Source organism: Cupriavidus sp. C1SS-2L, assembly GCF_057073735.1.
The window spans coordinates 200077-220635 of the sequence record NZ_CP172709.1; the positions used below are offsets into that span (position 1 = coordinate 200077).

The window sequence follows — 20559 nt, forward strand, 5'->3', positions numbered from 1 at the left end:
CGGGTTTGCGCGAGTGAGCCCTGTCACTGGCGGGTGCGGTGCTTGAGCCCGGCGCAATAGCCGACGAGCGTGGTGACGCAGCAAGCGTCGCCGCTCCATTCTCCCCACATGACAGCGTCGTCGGGCCCTGCCACCAGACGGCGTTCGCAGCGGCCCGGCGGCCGCGGGGCTTCCACGCCTGCATCGTGCGCTTCCGTGGTCGGCGGCTTGGCAGGCTGCGGCACAATGTCTTGCCAGACGTACGCCGTTCCGCCCGGGACCGCCTGGACAGCCTGCGGCGGTCCCCACTGAGCTTTGGCATCGTCGATCGGTATGCCTTTCCATGAGTCGAGCAGATCCCGCATCGTGCTGCTTTCAATGCTTGCGCATGCACCTGTCAATGCCATGGCAAACGCCGCCGCCGCTGCGGGTGCTTTGCGAACGATCGCAGCCCGGCGGGCGCGCCGGACAAGAGGAACGAAACATGAGGCCGGCATGGGCGACTCCGCAGCTGCACATCAGGGCGCCAGGCCCCTCAGTGAAGGCTAGCGGAGCCGCTTCGGCCGGTGCAAGCCGGCTATGCGTGGTGGCGCACTCAAGTCCGGGAACTTAGACCCATCAGTCATCAAACAAGCCAGGCGACGGCTGGCGCCGCACCGGCGCCTTGCTTCGTCCGGGCCCCTGTGGCAGGTTCGGCGGGCTTCGGTCATCAGGCGCAGGCGCTTCGCACAAGGCAAGCTCGAAGCTGCGTGTGGATGTCAGCGGCACCGCATTGGGCATCCACTGCTGCAGCCGCGAAGCAAGGATCTGGTAAGTATCCAGATCGAAGCGTGCCGGCGCGGCAAGCAGGGTGGTGACGTCTTCAAGTGTTTGCACCGACCCCAGATAGCACCAGTCCTCTGCAACGTGCCACCAGGTTTGCGTGTCCGAGACTTCCGGCCAGGCGGCCGGACCGTCAAATGGCCAGCGTTTGAGCCGCGCCTCAGCCATGGCTGTCGCGATTCTCGCCCGGTGGCTTGGCGACGCCTCTTCGCCCACACAGGCGCCCTCGCAGCGGTGGAGCTGCCGCGCGAAGCAGGGATTGCCCGCGCGCGCGGTCTTCTCCAGGGTTAGGGTCGCCTGGCAAAGCCGATGCTCATCGGCCAGCCGGCGCAGCCAGGCTTGCGCTGCGCCACGGCTCGCGAACGCGCCATACAGATTGCCCCGTCGGCTGAAATCGGTATCGGCGTCCGAGCGCAGGCGCGGCACAGGCAATTCGGGCGGCAGTTCCCAGGTGTACAGCCGAGCGCTTCCGCGCAGCATCTGGTTGTGGAGCGGCTGCATGGTTTTTACCAGACTTGCCTCGAGCAACAGGGCACCGATTTCTCCTCCGGTCTCACGCCATTCCACGCGTCGCACCAGGCGGGCGAGGCGCATGTCCTTGCCTAGCCGGTAGTCGCCCGAGAAATGTGCGCCGATCCGTTGCCGCAGATGCACGCTCTTACCTATATAGAGCGGGGCGTCGTTATCGCCGTAGAACAGATAGACACCGGCGGTATCGGGCACATCGTCGAGCGCGGTTTCTTCGAGGCCTGCAGGCAGGCTGGCACGCTTGACCAGGGCTCCCGTTGCCGCATCGATCAGTTCCACGGAATAGAGCGCATGGATCTTCTGCCAGAACTGCCACAGCAACTCGGCATCGGCCAGTGCCCGATGGCGCGCCCGGGGTTGCAAGTCGAACCGCGCGATGATCGCATCAAGGCCATGCCGTGCCGCTGAAGGGAACAGCGAGCGTGACAGCCTGACCGTGCACAGTACGTCGGCGCGGAAAGTCAATCCGGCGCGGCGGAACTCGTTCTTCAGGAATCCATAGTCAAAGCGCGCGTTGTGGGCGACGAAAAGGCGTCCCTGCAGGCGCTCGGCAAGGGCTTCAGCGATCGAGGCAAAAGTGGGCTGGCCTTGTACGGTCTCGTCGGTGATGCCCGTCAGCCGCTGGATGAATGGTGGGATGCTTACGCCGGGATCAAGCAACGTATCCCATTCCTGGATGCCTTCGGGGCCGACTTCGACAACGCCGATCTCGGTGATCCGGTCGTGCTGGGCATCGGCGCCGGTGGTTTCCAGATCCACGAACACTATGGGGCGCGACAGCGCAGCCGCCAGTGCATGGGCGTCGGCGAAGCGGGCCTTTCCTGAGAGGCGATCAGAGGGGGGAGGGAAAATGTCCTGCATGGGCAGATTCTAAGTGGGCTGGCAGGGTGATGTGAGACAGTTCTCAAAAAGCGCTTGCCAAGCCTGACTTGCTGCCGTACTATTCGCCCCCTCGCAACACAACGCGGCGCTGCAAGGCAGGGCTGACAAGGGTTGCGGGGCGACTGGGTGGTTCGGAGCGAGGGGTTAGCGCGATGAACCGAAGCAAAAAAAGTGCTGACCCGGTTGACGAAACGAAGAAAGCTCTGCATAATCTCGCTTCTCTGCTGCTGACGCAGCGACGCAAACGGCAAAGCCGGTAGCGTGCCCTGAAAGGGCGGGTTCTTTAACAACCAAACAACCGATAAGTGTGGGCGCTGGGTAGCGGACGCACGAGGTCTTCGGACTTCGGAGCTTCAAAAGTTATCAGTGCTCGCACAGCAAAACGTGACTGGGTCTACGGATCTGGTCAGTCAGTTTTCTGAGAGTGAGCGACCGCTCGAAAGAGCGAGGACCTTCGGGTCCACACAGAGATTGAACTGAAGAGTTTGATCCTGGCTCAGATTGAACGCTGGCGGCATGCCTTACACATGCAAGTCGAACGGCAGCACGGGCTTCGGCCTGGTGGCGAGTGGCGAACGGGTGAGTAATACATCGGAACGTGCCCTGTCGTGGGGGATAACTAGTCGAAAGATTAGCTAATACCGCATACGACCTGAGGGTGAAAGCGGGGGACCGGTAACGGCCTCGCGCGATAGGAGCGGCCGATGTCTGATTAGCTAGTTGGTGGGGTAAGAGCCCACCAAGGCGACGATCAGTAGCTGGTCTGAGAGGACGATCAGCCACACTGGGACTGAGACACGGCCCAGACTCCTACGGGAGGCAGCAGTGGGGAATTTTGGACAATGGGGGCAACCCTGATCCAGCAATGCCGCGTGTGTGAAGAAGGCCTTCGGGTTGTAAAGCACTTTTGTCCGGAAAGAAAACCCTTGCCCTAATACGGTGGGGGGATGACGGTACCGGAAGAATAAGCACCGGCTAACTACGTGCCAGCAGCCGCGGTAATACGTAGGGTGCGAGCGTTAATCGGAATTACTGGGCGTAAAGCGTGCGCAGGCGGTTTTGTAAGACAGGCGTGAAATCCCCGGGCTTAACCTGGGAATGGCGCTTGTGACTGCAAGGCTAGAGTGTGTCAGAGGGGGGTAGAATTCCACGTGTAGCAGTGAAATGCGTAGAGATGTGGAGGAATACCGATGGCGAAGGCAGCCCCCTGGGACATGACTGACGCTCATGCACGAAAGCGTGGGGAGCAAACAGGATTAGATACCCTGGTAGTCCACGCCCTAAACGATGTCAACTAGTTGTTGGGGATTCATTTCTTCAGTAACGTAGCTAACGCGTGAAGTTGACCGCCTGGGGAGTACGGTCGCAAGATTAAAACTCAAAGGAATTGACGGGGACCCGCACAAGCGGTGGATGATGTGGATTAATTCGATGCAACGCGAAAAACCTTACCTACCCTTGACATGCCACTAACGAAGCAGAGATGCATTAGGTGCCCGAAAGGGAAAGTGGACACAGGTGCTGCATGGCTGTCGTCAGCTCGTGTCGTGAGATGTTGGGTTAAGTCCCGCAACGAGCGCAACCCTTGTCTCTAGTTGCTACGAAAGGGCACTCTAGAGAGACTGCCGGTGACAAACCGGAGGAAGGTGGGGATGACGTCAAGTCCTCATGGCCCTTATGGGTAGGGCTTCACACGTCATACAATGGTGCGTACAGAGGGTTGCCAACCCGCGAGGGGGAGCCAATCCCAGAAAACGCATCGTAGTCCGGATCGTAGTCTGCAACTCGACTACGTGAAGCTGGAATCGCTAGTAATCGCGGATCAGCATGCCGCGGTGAATACGTTCCCGGGTCTTGTACACACCGCCCGTCACACCATGGGAGTGGGTTTTGCCAGAAGTAGTTAGCCTAACCGCAAGGAGGGCGATTACCACGGCAGGGTTCATGACTGGGGTGAAGTCGTAACAAGGTAGCCGTATCGGAAGGTGCGGCTGGATCACCTCCTTTCCAGAGGCGCGCGTTCTGCGTGCTCAGTGTCCACACTTATCGGTTTGTTTGCTGTTACAGCCAAGGGTCTGTAGCTCAGGTGGTTAGAGCACCGTCTTGATAAGGCGGGGGTCGTAGGTTCAAGTCCTACCAGACCCACCAAGTTATCCGAGGGGGGATTAGCTCAGCTGGGAGAGCACCTGCTTTGCAAGCAGGGGGTCGTCGGTTCGATCCCGTCATCCTCCACCACCGCTTACGAGCGGGACGGAAGTACCTTGGTTTGGTTGGCCAAATGCAAGCGCTCTGCGCAAGAGTGTTTGCATTTGGCATTGCCAAGCGATCGCAAGATCGGCTGTTCTTTAACAATATGGGATGTAGTAAAGGTGTCGCGCGAGCGTTGATGAGACGCTCAGTTGTATAACGCGATACCGGGTTGTGATTGTATCAACCAAAGTATTTAAGTGATCGAAAGATGACTTGGAATACGGCACAAATGCGAGAACTCAACCTGTAGCGAGACGGTGTCCTTGAGACACACTTGTTATAGGGTCAAGCGAACAAGTGCATGTGGTGGATGCCTTGGCGATCACAGGCGATGAAGGACGCGGTAGCCTGCGAAAAGCTTCGGGGAGCTGGCAAACGAGCTTTGATCCGGAGATGTCCGAATGGGGAAACCCGGCCCGAATGGGTCATCCCACACTGAATTCATAGGTGTGGGAAGCGAACGCGGCGAACTGAAACATCTAAGTAGCTGCAGGAACAGAAATCAACCGAGATTCCCAAAGTAGTGGCGAACGAAATGGGAAGAGCCTTGTACTCTTTAGCAGTGTTGTTAGCAGAACGGGATGGAAAGCCCGGCCGTAGCAGGTGATAGCCCTGTATGCGAAAACAGCGTTGTGGAACTAGGTGTACGACAAGTAGGGCGGGACACGTGAAATCCTGTCTGAAGATGGGGGGACCATCCTCCAAGGCTAAATACTCGTGATCGACCGATAGTGAACCAGTACCGTGAGGGAAAGGCGAAAAGAACCCCGGGAGGGGAGTGAAATAGATCCTGAAACCGCATGCATACAAACAGTCGGAGCCTCGTAAGGGGTGACGGCGTACCTTTTGTATAATGGGTCAGCGACTTACATTCAGTGGCGAGCTTAACCGATTAGGGCAGGCGTAGCGAAAGCGAGTCCGAACAGGGCGATTAGTCGCTGGGTGTAGACCCGAAACCAGATGATCTATCCATGGCCAGGTTGAAGGTGCGGTAACACGTACTGGAGGACCGAACCCACTAACGTTGAAAAGTTAGGGGATGAGCTGTGGATAGGGGTGAAAGGCTAAACAAATCTGGAAATAGCTGGTTCTCTCCGAAAACTATTTAGGTAGTGCCTCGTGTGTCACCTTCGGGGGTAGAGCACTGTCATGGTTGGGGGGTCTATTGCTGATTACCCCGCCATAGCAAACTCCGAATACCGAAGAGTGCAATCACGGGAGACAGACATCGGGTGCTAACGTCCGGTGTCAAGAGGGAAACAACCCAGACCGCCAGCTAAGGTCCCCAAATATGGCTAAGTGGGAAACGAAGTGGGAAGGCTAAAACAGTCAGGAGGTTGGCTTAGAAGCAGCCACCCTTTAAAGAAAGCGTAATAGCTCACTGATCGAGTCGTCCTGCGCGGAAGATGTAACGGGGCTAAGCCATATACCGAAGCTGCGGACGCACAGTAATGTGCGTGGTAGGAGAGCGTTCCGTAAGCCTGTGAAGGTGTCTTGTAAAGGATGCTGGAGGTATCGGAAGTGCGAATGCTGACATGAGTAGCGATAAAGGGGGTGAAAGGCCCCCTCGCCGTAAGCCCAAGGTTTCCTACGCAACGTTCATCGGCGTAGGGTGAGTCGGCCCCTAAGGCGAGGCAGAGATGCGTAGCTGATGGGAAGCAGGTTAATATTCCTGCACCGTCGTATGATGCGATGGGGGGACGGATCGCGGAAGGTTGTCCGGGTGTTGGAAGTCCCGGTCCCTGCAGTGGAGAAGGCGCTTAGGCAAATCCGGGCGCGTAATTCAAGGCTGTGGGGCGAGTGAGCTAGGCTCGCGAAGCAATTGGAAGTGGTTCCAAGAAAAGCCTCTAAGCTTCAGTCATACGAGACCGTACCGCAAACCGACACAGGTGGGCGAGATGAGTATTCTAAGGCGCTTGAGAGAACTCGGGAGAAGGAACTCGGCAAATTGGTACCGTAACTTCGGGATAAGGTACGCCCTGGTAGCTTGACTGGCCTGCGCCAGAAGGGTGAAGGGGTTGCAATAAAATGGTGGCTGCGACTGTTTAATAAAAACACAGCACTCTGCAAACACGAAAGTGGACGTATAGGGTGTGACGCCTGCCCGGTGCCGGAAGATTAAATGATGGGGTGCAAGCTCTTGATTGAAGTCCCGGTAAACGGCGGCCGTAACTATAACGGTCCTAAGGTAGCGAAATTCCTTGTCGGGTAAGTTCCGACCTGCACGAATGGCGTAACGATGGCCACACTGTCTCCTCCCGAGACTCAGCGAAGTTGAAGTGTTTGTGATGATGCAATCTCCCCGCGGCTAGACGGAAAGACCCCATGAACCTTTACTGTAGCTTTGCATTGGACTTTGAACCGATCTGTGTAGGATAGGTGGGAGGCTTTGAAGCGTGGACGCTAGTTCACGTGGAGCCGTCCTTGAAATACCACCCTGGTTTGTTTGAGGTTCTAACCTTGGCCCGTGAATCCGGGTCGGGGACAGTGCATGGTAGGCAGTTTGACTGGGGCGGTCTCCTCCCAAAGTGTAACGGAGGAGTTCGAAGGTACGCTTGGTACGGTCGGACATCGTACCTAAAGTGCAATGGCAAAAGCGTGCTTAACTGCGAGACCGACAAGTCGAGCAGGTGCGAAAGCAGGACATAGTGATCCGGTGGTTCTGAATGGAAGGGCCATCGCTCAACGGATAAAAGGTACTCTGGGGATAACAGGCTGATACCGCCCAAGAGTTCATATCGACGGCGGTGTTTGGCACCTCGATGTCGGCTCATCTCATCCTGGGGCTGTAGCCGGTCCCAAGGGTATGGCTGTTCGCCATTTAAAGAGGTACGTGAGCTGGGTTTAAAACGTCGTGAGACAGTTTGGTCCCTATCTGCCGTGGGCGTTGGAATCTTGACGGGGGCTGCTCCTAGTACGAGAGGACCGGAGTGGACGTACCGCTGGTGTACCTGTTGTCTCGCCAGAGGCATCGCAGGGTAGCTATGTACGGAAGAGATAACCGCTGAAAGCATCTAAGCGGGAAACTCGCCTGAAGATGAGGATTCCCTGGAGGCTTGACCTCCTTGAAGGGTCGTTCGAGACCAGGACGTTGATAGGCTGGGTGTGGAAGCGCAGTAATGCGTTAAGCTAACCAGTACTAATTGCCCGTAAGGCTTGATCCTATAACCAGTGTGTTTTAGCCTGGTGAGTCAATCGCCTTGTGCCGATACAGCACAACCCAACGCTACAAAACTACATCCCGAATTGGTGAGGTTGACCGCGTCAGCCTCACAACCCCTCATGCCTGGTGACCATAGCGAGCTGGAACCACCCCTTCCCATCCCGAACAGGTCCGTGAAACAGCTCCGCGCCGATGATAGTGCGGATACCCGTGTGAAAGTAGGTCATCGCCAGGCTCTTATAATGCAGAACCCCTCAGCTCATTCGAGCTGAGGGGTTTTTGCTTTTGGGAACACGTGTTCGCGTGTCGCGATGCCTTCAAGTCGCGGTTGCGTGCACCCATCTGGACTCCGCGGGACGGGGATCAGTTCATACCGCCTCTGCGACGCGGGCAGTCACTGTGCGTTCGACGTGGTCCTCTGCAGGAACGGCACTCCGCAACCGAATCAGACCGTCTTGCTGCCGGATCTCCAACTCTCCGTTCTCCCGGCGCGCGTATTGCCACCCGGCGGCAATTGCAGCGTCCAGCGTGGCGAAATGCAAAGGCTCTCGAAGGCCCTCCTTTTGCAGTGACCATCCCACCGCGGCCGGACGGACACAAATTCTTCCCACAGGCATTTCTGTCTCCTCGCACGAATGGCGATATGTCCCGAAGGAAGATGCTTGCACGCTTGCCACCTTCCATGTATGTCGGAAAAAGATGCATTCTGGCAACATGGCTTCGTGTTGGGAACGGAGGTTGCTCCCACCATCAGGGGTGTGGCGCAATCAAAGGGATGCTTATGTACATGGTCTACTGGTCCGAAGCCCATGACACCGGACTCACCCCACATGCCCAGTCGTTTCCTAGCGATGCGATGCGTGACGCGCTCCGGCTAACCGAAACGCTACGCCAGCGCCAGCTTGCGGGGGAGCCCGTGAGTTTTGTCACGCTTTGCTCGGAAAACCCCAACTCAGTGGGACGTGCGGGGGCGGCAGATCCACCGCCAGACTATGAGTGGAGAAAGCGGCGACCCTGAGAAGGTTCTGGCGGTGTACGGCCCTTCGTAATACTGCTCGTTTTTATCGTCAGAATATTCCGCCAACCCGACCTATAATGATTGACATTACAACGATTGATCGGGCAATAAAATGACGTCGACGGCACAATCCGGGCATGGCAGCGGACAGGTTCTCCCATTCCGCGAATCGCTGCTTGCCATGTTGGGGGTGGCCTTTGTGTCGATGCTGGTGGCCCTTGACCAGACCGTGGTCGGTACGGCACTGCCAACGGTTGTCGCCGAGCTCCAGGGCTTCGAGTACTACGCGTGGGTAGCGACGTCTTACCTGCTGCTGTCGGTGATTACCGTGCCGATCTTCGGGCGCCTCGGCGATTACTATGGCCGCAAGCCTTTCGTGCTGGCTTCCATCGTCGTGTTCTCGGTGGCGTCCGCGCTGTGCGGCATGGCGACGAGCATGCCCTTCCTCGTGGCTGCGCGCGGACTGCAAGGAATCGGGGGCGGCATGCTGGTCGGCACGGCGTTCGCGTGCATCCCAGATCTGTTTCCGGATTCGCACGTGAGGCTGCGCTGGCAGGTTCTGATGAGTGCGGCGTTTGGCGTGGCGAATGCAATCGGGCCGTCGCTGGGCGGCATACTCACGGAGTGGTACGGCTGGCGCGCCGTGTTCTATGTCAACCTGCCGGTGGGGGTGCTGAGCCTGTGGTTCGTGTGGCGCTACCTGCCGCACCTGCGCCAGCAATCGCATTCCGGCCCGATCCGGGTCGACTGGCTGGGTGCCTTGCTGATCGGCGTGGGGCTCGGCTGCATGCAGATGAGTGTCGAGCTGCTACCGCAGCGTGGCGTCGATTGGCTGACCGCAGGGCTGCTTGCCGTCGCTGTCGCGGCGCTGGTCGGGTTGTGGCAATGGGAACGCCGCTGTGCCAATCCGATCCTGCCGCTGGACATGTTCCGCAACCCCGGCGTGGCGCCGCTGCTCCAGCTCGCCGTGCTGGTCGGGTTCACGATGTTTGCGGTGCTGATCTATGCACCGCTGCTGCTGCAGGGGGGCTTTGGCTATTCGCCGCGCGATGCTGGGCTGTTGGTAACGCCGCTGGTGGTGTGCATCACGGTCGGCAGTATCGTGAACGGTCGCATCATCACGCGCATCCGCCATCCTAACGCGATGTTGTTCGCCGGCTTTGGCATGCTGGCCGCCGGATGCCTGGCCCTGTCTCAGGCCACGCGCGGCATGCCCCATTCGCTGCTGCTCGCGATCATGTTGGTTGCCGGTTTCGGGCTTGGCTTCATCATGCCAAACCTCACGGTGTTTGCGCAGCAGACAGTGGGCCGGGAACATCTTGGTATCGCTACCGCGATGCTGCAGTCGCTACGGATGGTAGGGGGCATGATCGGTACGGCGATGGTCGGCACGATGGTATCGCGCTCCTATACCGCAGGTGTGGAGCAGTCGCTTGCGGCCGTCAATGCGCAGGGCTGGCTCACGCGCATGGCCGATCCGCAGGTGCTGATCGATAAGGCCGCGCAGGCAGGATTGCTGACCGAACTGCAGCAGGCAGGGCACAATGGCGCCTTGCTGCTGGAGCAGGCGCGTGTGTCCCTGGTGACTGCAATTCATTTCGGGCTGGCAATTGCCGCAGCGGCAGCGTTGATAGGCCTGTGGCGCGCGCGGCGCGTGCCGCCGGTCAGGCTCGTGCGAGCCGGCCAGCAGCCGGCCATGGCGGCTGACTAGAGCACTGGCTGCACGGCGTGCTTGGCATGCCGTGTCATTGGATACGGGAGATTGGATGGAACTGGAGCGACAAAGCCTTGCGGTACTGCAGCAGTTCGGGCGGACTTACCGCGCCTATGCAGCGGCTTTCGAGCAGCGTATCGGGCTTCCGTTGCCGCGATGGCGCATCCTGTTTGCGCTGCACCTCCAGGAAGATGCTATCGCCCAGAAAGCCCTGGCTGAGCGCGTGGGCATGGATCCCGGTGCACTGACCAGGCAGCTCAAGGCCTTGGAGGAGCTTGGCTGGGTCCTGCGCAATACCTCGGAGCGCGACAACCGTGTGACCCACGTGACGCTGTCCGCAACTGGCCGGGACGTGGTCGAAGGCAAGATGCCGCTGCGCTCGGCCTTTCTACAGGATGTGCTGGAAAACGTTCCCGAGTCGACCATGGGCGAACTCTCGAGAGGCCTTGCCCAATTGGAGGCCGGCATTGCCGATGCCGTGGCGCGTGCCGCGGAGATGGCGGACGCGGACTAAGCGTCCGGCACGATCATTTGCGCTAGCTGGGCAGAAGGATGCCCTGGCGCGCAGCGCATTCGAACAGATCGCGGTCATTGTTGGCCCCGAGCTTCTGCATGGCGCAATTTTTCTGGCGGCTGATCGTCTTGACGCTGCGGCACATGATGCCGGCAATCTCGCTGACCGAGCGCCCGCTCAGGTAGAGGCGGATGACTTCCGTTTCACGGACCGACATGCGTTGGGGAACGGGCTGGCCGGGTTCTATCAGGCTATCCGGGTCCGATCGCGTCAGGATTTCCAGTGCTGATTTGCCAACGTAGTCGAAGCCCCGTTGTATGCGGACGACCGCGGTGACCAGCTCGCTCGGAGGCGCATCTTTGAGCAGCAGCCCGTGCACGCGCGACTTGAGGATCGAGCGCAGGATCATGGGATTGGTGATCATCGTCAGCACAATGACTGCCATTGCCGGATAGTGCCGCCGCAGCGTGGAAATCAACCGTATGCCATCGGAATCTCCCGGTCCCGGCATGTGGTAGTCGGTGATTACCACATCGGGCCGCAGTGCCTGGGCGCAGCACAGCAAATCTGTCGCGCTGGTGGCCATGCCGCACACCTCCCATCCCGCCTGCGTCTGCAATTGGTCCCGGGCCGCGGTGGAGACAAGGGGGTGGTCGTCGGCCAGCAGGATTCTCAAGGTCATGGCGCGGTTCCTTCTCGTGGGGGAATAGACGTCGTGATTGCGTCCCAAAAAATCGCCGCACGCGTGTATAGCGTGCGGCGCGAAAGACGCATCAACATCGGCGCACATGCCGGATCTCGAGCCAAACGGGAGGCGGCCGCGACACGACAGTGCGCACCCAGAATACTGATGTCGCGGTCCCGGCGGACTAGGAAACTTCGCAAATACGTGCAGCTAAATGTAACGGCGCCGATGGCGCGATTTTTCCGAAATGGCCGAAGGGGCGGGCCAGAGCGGAAACGGCATCGTCCCCCACGGAATATGCGTGACTAACGCTTGCGCTACCGCAATCGATCGAAGTGGCTAAGAGGGCGAACTGCCCGCTTGCCGCGGCTCAGGCCGCTGCAGCGTGCCGAGGCGGTTCCTGCCGGACCTTGCGGCGGTTGTCGATCGCCTTGAGGGGGTCGCGTAGGACAGCACTGCCTACGTCCATGATGTCGCGCAGCGCGCCCTTGTCGCGTGCCCGCTCGGGCGCCCAGAAATGCAGGGCGGCCCATTCCGGGAAGCTGCTCGGGGGCGCGAGCAGGCGCGTCTTGCGATCGCGCGTGACCAGGGGCACGTTGAAATCGAGCACAGGGCAGATGCCACCGGCCGAATGCAGCAGCGTGATTTGTGTGTGCCACGATGGCACCACGGTCTCGCGGTGTCCCGGGGTGCTCGCCTGCCGCGCAAGGAAGCTGCGCAGCGGACTACCGGCTTCGCAGTCTTCCTGCAGCAGGATCCAGTCGCTTTCCGTATCGTCGGCGCTGCCGGCGCGCATTGCGCTGACGAGCCGGCGCGGCGTTGCGAGGATGTTGTGCGGCAATACTTTCGCCGGGTTGTGGCCGCCATCCACCACGAAAGCGCAGTCCAGTTCGCCACTGTCCAGGCTTTCGGCCAGCGTGGCATCGGCAATGACGGGCCGCGTCACGAAGCTGTCATGCGGGAATCGCTCGCACAGTGTGGTCAGGATTTCAGTGATTACCGGGTCGCCAATGGACGAGGAAAACCCGATCGACAGGCGTCGGCCCTGATGGCTCTTCTCCGTGACCAGGTCATTGGGGCGCACAAGCTGGTTCCATTTCGCCAGGATCTGCCGGGCGGTTTGCTCCAGACGCAGCGCGTGCGGCGTCGGCTCCAGCGTGCCGTTGCGCTTGACGAAGAGCGGATCGCCCGTGATTTCGCGCAGCCGCGCCAGGCTGTAGGCGACCGTCGGGACACGCCCTTGCGTGCAGGCCGCTACCGCGCTGAGGTCGCGGTACTCCATGACTAAGACGAAAACATGCAACAACTTCGTGCTGACATGACGCATTCTGACTTCTCCCGATCCATGGACTTCTGTTTTTGTTTTTTCTTGTGTTCAATTGCCCGGCAATGCGACGGCGATATGCAGCCCGAGGGCGAGCGCCGCGCGCCGCGAAGCTCAGCAATCGGGTTCGCGGGTAGAAAAAGAAATTACCGTGGCAGTGGGAACGGGAACCGGCAAGCGATGTTGGCGGCGGATCTGGCTGCTAAGAAGCATGGCACAACTCCTAAATGTCCGACTCGCGTCGACAAATGGCGCAGTGACTCATCAATCCTTCAGGCCCGTGCTTGCCGGCAGTTCTTTGTGTGTCACCGATGTGTCCGTACCGGTGAAGAACTGGCGGGCCGCCCGTCTGTACGGGCTCCGTGGAGCGCCGTTTGCGGGCGTACGAAATTTAGTTGATGCCGAGGAATCTTAATACAACATCCAGAAAGTTCCTAGGAAGTAACTGCATTGGGGTATGCCGTGCGGCGACTGTCAAGATTGATTGTCCAGACATCGGAACATGGTCAAAAGCCGCCGGAAACGTGCTGAAAGCCTCTACGGGACACAAGGAAGGTTGTGCGCTTCGCAGCAAAGGCGGCGGACGAAATGGCTGTTGTCGATGTCGTGCGAAATGGGAAAAGCGCGCCGTCGCGCCTTGCAGTGAAATTGGATTCCAATTTGGAAATACCAGGATGGTGGCTGACACACGCGTACCCCGCCACGACATTGTTATGGCTGCGCGGGCGCGTGGTGGCTTGATGCTGGCGCTATGTCCACCTGACAGCCGCTTGCTGTCAGGGTCGCACAATTTGCTTAACTCGCGCAGCAAAGACGTTGAATTGCCTTTTGGCGCGGCGGTGGGCTAACGTACGGGCAGGGTCGGGCACGCTTACCGGCGCGCATGGGGATGGTTGCGTAGCGGAGAAAATCGGTGAACAGACGGTATTCGGAAGAGCAGATCCGCACCTATCTGGCCGAGGCCGCCAGCGGCGTGCCGGTGCGCGAGTTGTGCGCGCGGTACGGCTTCAGCGACGCGTCTTTCTATGGCTGGCGCGCGCGCTATGGTCAGCCCGGGCAGGGCGATGCGCGCGACGGGCGCAAGCTTCGTGAGTTGCAGGAGGAGAACGCCAGGCTCAAGAGCATGCTGGCCGATGCACTGCTTAAACTCGAATTGCTGCGCAACCGTACCGGCCGCAATGGCAGCGGGAAAGACCGCTGACCTTCATTTACTAATTCCGGACCCATGCGGTCCAGCAGGCGTCCCGGGCTGCGCATGTGCGAACCGGGCGCAGTCCCGGAGTGTTAGCTTGAGTATTGTGATTTGTCGCAAGGTTTGCATGTTGGCGGGTACAGGGTTGCTGGCCGCCCAGGTCTGGGCTGCGGCGGACGTGGCGCGACCGGCGCCGATGGTCGCGCCGCCGCCGCCGCGCATGCTCGACAGTGCCACTTCAACGGTCGAATCGCCAGACGGCACCTTGTCGGTACCGCAGCGCCAGCGCTGCCAGTCTCTGCTCGACCAGATCAACGCGCTGCCCGTCGGTGAGCAGTGGTCGACGGGCAAGCCGTCGGTGACCATGGCTGACGGCCGCACGTATCCGACGCTGGAGCGGCAAGCGGATCGCAAGCGCCTTGAGGAGGCGTATCGCCAGGAATGCACGCAACAGAGCCGGTAGCGGCGGCGCGCCCTGCGCCCGCCCACGCAACTGGCGGACTTGCCAAACCGCTGTCGCGGTCATGGCTGGACGCGATGTGTCCGACTGCATTCCTGTGGAGAGCGAACATGCACCGCTTCCGTCATATTTTTGCCTGGTGTCTGGGGTTGATGCTGCTGGCGCCGTTTGGCGGGCCGATGGCGCAGGCTCCGCTCAGCCACGCGCAACTCGACCAGCTCACCGCACCGGTCGCGCTCTATCCCGATGCGTTGCTGTCGCAGGTGTTGATGGCTGCGACCTATCCGGCCGACGTTGCGTCTGCCGCGCAATGGTCGAAGGCCAATGCGAGCCTGTCCGGCGATGCAGCCACCAAGGCAGTCAGCAACCAGCCGTGGGACCCGAGTGTGCAATCGCTCGTGGCATTCCCGTCGGTGATGGACATGATGGGGCGCGAGCCCCAATGGGTGCAGTCCCTCGGTGATGCCTTCCTTGCGCAACCCAATGATGTCATGGACTCGGTGCAGCGCTTGCGACGGCAGGCTCAGCAGGCCGGATCTCTCAAGACCACGGAGCAGCAGAGAGTGGTCACGCAGACCACCGGCGCGACCACCGTGGTGCAGATCGAACCGGTCAATCCTCAGGTGGTCTACGTGCCTGCGTACAACCCCACGGTTGTTTATGGCGCGTGGCCGTATCCGGCATATCCGCCGGCCTACTATCCACCGCCGCCGGGATCGGTGTTCGCAACGTCGCTGGTGGCAGGCATTGGCTTTGGCCTTGGTGTGGCGGCAGTCAATTCGCTGTGGGGCGGTTTCAACTGGGGATCGCACGACGTCAACATCAACGTGAACCGCTACAACAACATCAACGTGAACAACCGTCTCGACGTGAACCGGTCCAACGTCAACTGGCAGCACAATCCCGCCAATCGCGGCAACGTGCCCTACAACAACGCAAACGTGCGCAACCGGTTCGACCAGCAACGGCAGGCCGGTATCGCCAACCGTCCGCAAGTCGGTCAGTTCGGTACGCCGCGCCCTGGCGCGGGCGGTGGTGGTGTGCAGCGCCCGGGTGCTGGCGGACAGGCGGATGCACGCGAACAGGCACGCGAGCGTGCCGCCCAATCGTTCCAGAGCCGCACCGGGCAATCGATGCCGGGACACGGCGGCGGTGGCGTCGCGGACCGCGGCCGCCAGGGCGCCGAAAACAGGCCCGGCGCGAACGGTGGCGGCGTGCAGAACCCGCGCCCGGCCGGTGCCGATCGGCAGCGTGCCGACCAGGCCCAGGCGCGCGACCGCGCGCGCAATGCCAACCGCAACAGCGCGCTGCGCGATGCCGGCAATGGCGACCGCGTTCGGCAGCAGTCGCAACGCGTCGCGGCACAGCCGGCACGTGGCACTCCGCAACGCCAGGGCTTTGGTGGCGAGGGCGGTGGCTTTCATGGTGGCGGAGGACGGCAGGGCGGGGGCGTCCACGGCGGCGGTGGTGGAGGCGGACATCTCGGACATGGCCGGAGGTAATCATGATGCGTAAAACCATGTCAGCGATGCGCGCGCTGGTGGCCGTCGTTGCGTTGTCGGCGGGGGCACCGGTGCTGGCGCAGCAGATGTATGCAACGCCCGATGCCGCAGCGGAAGCGCTCGGCGACGCCATCTCGCGCAGCGACGACGATGCGCTCCGGCACGTACTTGGCAACGACTTTCACAAGCTGCTGCCGCCGAGCGGCGTGGACAGCGATGACGTCTACGAATTCCTGGCTGCCTGGGCCCGGCATCACGCGATCCAGCCTGATGGCGAGCGCCGTGCGCTGCTGACCGTTGGTGAAAGTGGCTGGACGTTTCCCGCGCCGCTGGTCGAACAGAAGAACGGCTGGCACTTCGATCTGCAGGCCGGAGAACGTGAAGTCCTGCGTCGGCGCCTGGGGCGCAATGAGCTGGTGGCCATGGAGACGCTGCTGCAACTCGCCGATGCGCAGGAGCGCTACGCGCAACAGGTGGGGGGCGGGCGCTACGCGACCCAACTCGTGAGCAGCCCCGGCAAGACAAATGGTCTGTACTGGCCGTCGACAAGCCAGGAGAATGCCAGCCCGCTTGGGCCGGACGCGCTTGCAATGGTGCCGGAGACGCCTGTCGATTCCGCGTTTTACGGCTACCACTACCGGGCGATCGCGCCACCCAAGGGCAGCAATGCCAAATACGCCTTCGTGGCCTGGCCCGCGCAGTATGGCCAGAGTGGCATCCACACGTTTCTGCTCGGCAGCGATAAGACGTTCTACGAGCGTGACCTGGGCGCCGGGACAGCAACGCGTGCCAAGACCATCCGGAGCTTCTCCCCGGACGGGTGGCAGCGTGTGTCGCATCGCTGAACGGTAGAACTCAACGCTAGACGGCAGGCCGGCCGCCCTCTGGGATGTCGGCTAGAACGGGCGGGGCTCGTTGCCAGTCCCGGCCAGCGAGCCGATTGTGGCCGGCCCCGGTCGCGGCATCGGGTCCAGATCCGCATAGACGGCAGCCAGGCCGTCGCGGTCGATCAGCCGCAGGCGACGCTGACGCACCGAGATCAGACCCACCGAGGCGAAACGCGACAGCAGGCGCGATACCGTTTCCAGCGTCAGGCCGAGCAGGCTGGCGATATCGGTCCGCGACATGGCCAGCGTGAGCGCGCTATCGGCGCCGCCGCGGCGCCGGTGTTCGGCGTCCAGATCCAGCAGCAGCATTGCGAGCCGCTGCGCGGCTTTCATCGAGCCCACCGCGACGAGCAGAATGCGTTCGCGCTCCGCCTGGTGGCGCATCACTGCCTGCACCGAATCGCGGAATCCCGCATTGGCCATGTGCGCGCGCAGCGCTTCGACCGACACCACGCAACACTCAGTGTCCTGCAAGGCGAGGGCGCTCACGCTGTGCGCCGGCGCCTCATTTGGTTCGAGCCCGAGGACGTCTCCGGACAGCGAAAAGCCCGTCACCTGCCGCCAGCCCAGTGGCGATTCATAGACCTGCTTGGCGCTGCCTTGCCGAAGCGGAAACACCGCTGTCACGGGCCGGCCCTGGCGAAAAATAGCATCACCTGCCGGCACGATCAGGTGCGCCGGTTGCAGCGGTTTCTCGGCGTCGGGCCGTGTGCCCGCCGCCGGGGCATGACGGCAGACGTGGCGGAACAGGCACAAGGAGCAAGAGGGCGAGGCGGGATCCGACATGGAGAAGTGGGAGCGCCTAGGGGCGACAGCCTAGTATAAATGCGCAACAACGGTAGCTATCTCTCCGTGATCTGTATTCTTTCGTTGGGCTAATTGAATGTTTTCGACTCTGTCCGCCTGATCGGCAGATCTGAGGCGATGCGAAAAAGCCACGCTGCGGGGCAAGTCTGCAGTGGCTTGTGATATGCTGCATTGCAACAACATGAAGCACCCGGGGGAGACACGTCTCAGATGACCAGGAGTTCTCATGGCCAAGAGCCTCGCCACGGACTGGCAGGCGCAATTCCGGCGAATGAGCCGGGCGCAGGCCCAGACCGAAGCACAAGTGAAATCGTGGCTGGAACGCATTGAATCGTTGAGCCCGCTGGCGCCACGGCGCCGGATCCGGACACCGCATGGTGTCCCGCTTTCTCCGCGGCACCCTGTGCCGCAATTGCCGGGCAGCTGGGAATCGCACCGGCTGCGCCTGGCGCCGCAGCCCGGCGAACTGGTGCCGCAGCTTTCCTATCACCTTTACGTACCGGCCAGCGCCAAACACCGCTTTCGCGGCCCATTGCCCGTGGTGGTGATGCTGCATGGCTGCCGCCAGACTCCCGACGACCTCGCCGCGGGCACACGCATGAATGCGCTGGCCGAGCGAGAGGGATTTATCGTGGCCTATCCGCAGCAGCCGCTGCGGCGCCAACTCCAGCGCTGCTGGCAGTGGTTCGACCTTGCCGCCGGTGAAGGCGGCCGTGAAGCACAGGCGGTTGCCGCGCTGATCGATGCGCTGGCACGGCGCCACGACGTGCGTGAGGACCAGGTCTACCTTGCTGGGATGTCAGCGGGCGCTGCCATGGCCGCCGTGGTTGCGCTGCGCTATCCGGAGCGCGTGGCGGCAGTCGGCCTGCACTCCGGGGTGGTGGTGGGAGCGGCCGATAATCCGGGGGCGGGCCTCCGGGCCATGCTCCATGGGTCGGAGGCCGATCCGGCGTGGCTGGTCGACGCGGTTGGCGCCACGCCCGGCGGTCCCGAACTGCCGGCAATCGTCGTGCACGGGCTTGACGACGACGCGGTGCATCCGGTCAACGGGCGCCTGCTGGCACGGCAGTTCCTGGCCTACAACCGCCTGGAAGACCGGCTGCGCGGTATCGAAGAGGCCGACATCGACTTGCCGGCCGGCCACTTTCACGAGGCGCGCTTCGGGCGCTGGAGCCGCGACCTTGTCACACTCGTCGAAGTCGAAGGGCTGGGACACGCGTGGAGCGGAGGGGATGGCGACTACAGCTATCACAGCGCCACCGGTCCCGATGCCAGCGCGATGATGTGGGAATTCTTTCGCGAACACAGCCGGTAGCCGGCGACCATGAAAAAGGAGGGCAGGCAGCCCTCCTTGATGTTGTGGCAACTTGCCGCAGTGCCTGGCAACTCGCCGCTGCGCATCAGCCGCGCGGGCGATCCTTGACGAACAACGCCGTCACCATGCCGAGCGCGCAGATGGCGACCACATAGTGCGCCGGCGCCAGCGGATCGTTCTTGAGCATCAACGTGACGACCATCGGAGTCAGGCCGCCGAAGATCGCATACGAGAGGTTGTACGAGAACGACAGGCCCGAAAAACGCACCTGGGCAGGGAACGCGTTGACCAGCACGAACGGCACGGCGCCGATGGTGCCGACCAGGAAGCCGGCGAGCGCATACAGCGGTACCAGCAGGTCGGGCCGGGTCTGGACGGTGGTGTAGAGCGCGTAGGCGCTGGCGGCCAGCAGCAGGCCGCCGAAGAACAGCGTGCGGCGCGCGCCGATGCGGTCGGCCAGCGCTCCTGATATCACGCAGCCGAAGGTCAGGCACAGCGTTGCCACGCTGTTGGCGATCAGCGCCGTGCGCGCGTCAAAGCCGTACAGCTTCTGCAGGAAGGTCGGGGTCATCAGGATCACCACGACAATGCCCGCCGACAGCATCCACGTCAGCAGCATCGACACGACGACCGCGCCGCGATGGTCGCGCACCACTGACTTCAGCGGCATTTCCGCCGCCAGAGCCTTGCGCTTCTGCAATTCGGCGAAGACCGGCGTTTCGTGCAGCCAGCGGCGCAGGTACATCGACGCAATGCCGAACACGCCGCCGATCAGGAACGGCACGCGCCAACCCCAGTCCGCGAGTTCGGCAGGCGTAAAGACTGAATTGATGCCGGTAGCCACGAGCGAGCCGAGCAGGATCCCGGCCGTCAGGCCGCAGGTCAGCGTGCCGCACGCATAGCCGACGTGGCGCTCCGGCACGTGCTCCGAGACGAACACCCAGGCGCCCGGCACTTCGCCACCTACGGCGGCCCCTTGCAGGATACGCAGCACCAGTAGCAGCATGGGAGCCAGCAGGCCGATGGTCTGGTAGGTCGGCATCAGGCCCATCAGCAGCGTGGGGACCGACATCAGCAGGATCGACAGCGTGAACATCTTCTTGCGGCCCAGCAGGTCGCCGAAGTGAGCCATGATGATGCCGCCGAGCGGGCGAGCCAGGTAGCCCGCGGCAAAGATGCCGAAGGTCTGGAGCTGGCGCAGCCAGTCTGGTACGGACGGCGGGAAGAACAGCTGGCCGATCACCGTCGCGAAGAACACGAAGATGATGAAGTCGTAGAACTCGAGGGCGCCGCCCAGTGCGGCGAGGGAAAGGGTCTTGTAATCCTGGCCCGTCAGAGATCGCGCGGGCTGGGCCGGCGCACCCGTGATCGGGGCGGTACTGCTGGTGGTGGACATGAGTTGACTCGCATGAATGGCATCTCATGCGAAGCGCACAACACGGATTGCGTGGAGGGTGTGGCCGGAGGGTACAGCGCGGGAGAAGCAGGCACTACGTGGCGGGTAAGCCGCAGGCTTG

General features: G+C 61.6%; 15 protein-coding genes, 2 tRNA genes and 3 rRNA genes. 13 read left to right on the top strand and 7 right to left on the bottom strand.

What is annotated here, in order from left to right; translation table 11 throughout:
* Window positions 1–23: 23 nt before the first annotated feature.
* Both ACIGJG_RS18655 and ACIGJG_RS18660 read right to left on the bottom strand, forming a co-directional pair.
* Window positions 24–386, bottom strand: a complete 363-nt coding sequence (locus ACIGJG_RS18655) for a hypothetical protein (RefSeq protein WP_235679827.1) — start codon at window positions 384–386, stop codon at window positions 24–26.
* Window positions 387–597: 211 nt separating this feature from the next.
* The gene (locus tag ACIGJG_RS18660; protein ID WP_483673731.1) at window positions 598–2190 is read right to left on the bottom strand and encodes an exonuclease domain-containing protein; all 1593 of its coding nucleotides are present in this window, start codon (window positions 2188–2190) and stop codon (window positions 598–600) included.
* A gap of 494 nt (window positions 2191–2684) precedes the next feature.
* Here ACIGJG_RS18660 and ACIGJG_RS18665 point away from each other — a divergent pair.
* From ACIGJG_RS18665 to rrf, 5 genes are all read left to right on the top strand, one after another.
* Window positions 2685–4218 (top strand): 16S ribosomal RNA (locus ACIGJG_RS18665).
* A gap of 64 nt (window positions 4219–4282) precedes the next feature.
* Window positions 4283–4359, top strand: a tRNA-Ile gene (locus ACIGJG_RS18670).
* Window positions 4360–4370: 11 nt separating this feature from the next.
* A tRNA-Ala gene (locus ACIGJG_RS18675) sits at window positions 4371–4446 on the top strand.
* Between the two features lie 298 nt (window positions 4447–4744).
* Window positions 4745–7625, top strand: a 23S ribosomal RNA gene (locus ACIGJG_RS18680).
* Between the two features lie 121 nt (window positions 7626–7746).
* Window positions 7747–7859, top strand: a 5S ribosomal RNA gene (rrf, locus tag ACIGJG_RS18685).
* Together the 16S, 23S and 5S rRNA genes with 2 tRNA genes alongside form the textbook arrangement of a ribosomal RNA operon.
* A gap of 133 nt (window positions 7860–7992) precedes the next feature.
* Here rrf and ACIGJG_RS18690 read toward each other — a convergent pair.
* Window positions 7993–8340 carry a DUF2188 domain-containing protein gene (locus ACIGJG_RS18690; protein ID WP_337903235.1) on the bottom strand — a complete coding sequence of 116 codons (348 nt, stop codon included), beginning with the start codon at window positions 8338–8340 and terminating at the stop codon, window positions 7993–7995.
* 65 nt (window positions 8341–8405) lie between these two features.
* Between ACIGJG_RS18690 and ACIGJG_RS18695 the strand changes: the two genes are divergently transcribed.
* From ACIGJG_RS18695 to ACIGJG_RS18705, 3 genes are all read left to right on the top strand, one after another.
* Window positions 8406–8642 (top strand): hypothetical protein, encoded by a 237-nt coding sequence (locus ACIGJG_RS18695; protein WP_049796535.1) that lies wholly within the window; start codon window positions 8406–8408, stop codon window positions 8640–8642.
* 112 nt (window positions 8643–8754) lie between these two features.
* Entirely contained in the window at window positions 8755–10353 is a 1599-nt protein-coding gene (locus tag ACIGJG_RS18700; protein ID WP_140949648.1) for an MFS transporter, read from the top strand.
* Between the two features lie 55 nt (window positions 10354–10408).
* The gene (locus ACIGJG_RS18705; RefSeq protein WP_011299743.1) at window positions 10409–10870 is read left to right on the top strand and encodes a MarR family winged helix-turn-helix transcriptional regulator; all 462 of its coding nucleotides are present in this window, start codon (window positions 10409–10411) and stop codon (window positions 10868–10870) included.
* Window positions 10871–10892: 22 nt separating this feature from the next.
* Here ACIGJG_RS18705 and ACIGJG_RS18710 read toward each other — a convergent pair whose 3' ends face one another.
* Together ACIGJG_RS18710 and ACIGJG_RS18715 are read right to left on the bottom strand one after the other, a co-directional pair.
* A complete protein-coding gene (locus ACIGJG_RS18710; RefSeq protein WP_140949655.1) occupies window positions 10893–11552 on the bottom strand; it encodes a response regulator in 660 nt (219 codons plus the stop codon).
* 373 nt (window positions 11553–11925) lie between these two features.
* On the bottom strand, window positions 11926–12882 hold the full coding sequence (locus tag ACIGJG_RS18715; RefSeq protein WP_011299745.1) for a LysR family transcriptional regulator: 957 nt from the start codon (window positions 12880–12882) through the stop codon (window positions 11926–11928).
* A gap of 910 nt (window positions 12883–13792) precedes the next feature.
* Here ACIGJG_RS18715 and ACIGJG_RS18720 point away from each other — a divergent pair.
* The 4 genes from ACIGJG_RS18720 to ACIGJG_RS18735 all read left to right on the top strand — a co-directional run bounded on the left by ACIGJG_RS18720 (window position 13793) and on the right by ACIGJG_RS18735 (window position 16878).
* A complete protein-coding gene (locus ACIGJG_RS18720) occupies window positions 13793–14080 on the top strand; it encodes a transposase (RefSeq protein ID WP_011299746.1) in 288 nt (95 codons plus the stop codon).
* 118 nt (window positions 14081–14198) lie between these two features.
* Window positions 14199–14534, top strand: a complete 336-nt coding sequence (locus ACIGJG_RS18725; protein WP_483673732.1) for a hypothetical protein — start codon at window positions 14199–14201, stop codon at window positions 14532–14534.
* Between the two features lie 107 nt (window positions 14535–14641).
* Entirely contained in the window at window positions 14642–16033 is a 1392-nt protein-coding gene (locus tag ACIGJG_RS18730; protein ID WP_140949646.1) for a DUF3300 domain-containing protein, read from the top strand.
* Window positions 16034–16035: 2 nt separating this feature from the next.
* A complete protein-coding gene (locus ACIGJG_RS18735) occupies window positions 16036–16878 on the top strand; it encodes a DUF2950 family protein (RefSeq protein WP_220630480.1) in 843 nt (280 codons plus the stop codon).
* Between the two features lie 51 nt (window positions 16879–16929).
* Here ACIGJG_RS18735 and ACIGJG_RS18740 read toward each other — a convergent pair whose 3' ends face one another.
* Window positions 16930–17706, bottom strand: a complete 777-nt coding sequence (locus ACIGJG_RS18740; protein ID WP_140949644.1) for a Crp/Fnr family transcriptional regulator — start codon at window positions 17704–17706, stop codon at window positions 16930–16932.
* Window positions 17707–17953: 247 nt separating this feature from the next.
* On the opposite strand from ACIGJG_RS18740, the gene ACIGJG_RS18745 reads away from it, so the two are divergent.
* Window positions 17954–19042, top strand: coding sequence for an extracellular catalytic domain type 1 short-chain-length polyhydroxyalkanoate depolymerase (locus ACIGJG_RS18745; RefSeq protein WP_483673733.1), 1089 nt, complete (start codon window positions 17954–17956; stop codon window positions 19040–19042).
* Between the two features lie 85 nt (window positions 19043–19127).
* On the opposite strand, the gene ACIGJG_RS18750 is transcribed toward ACIGJG_RS18745, so the two are convergent.
* The gene (locus ACIGJG_RS18750) at window positions 19128–20438 is read right to left on the bottom strand and encodes an MFS transporter (protein ID WP_140949643.1); all 1311 of its coding nucleotides are present in this window, start codon (window positions 20436–20438) and stop codon (window positions 19128–19130) included.
* Between the last annotated feature and the right edge of the window lie 121 nt (window positions 20439–20559).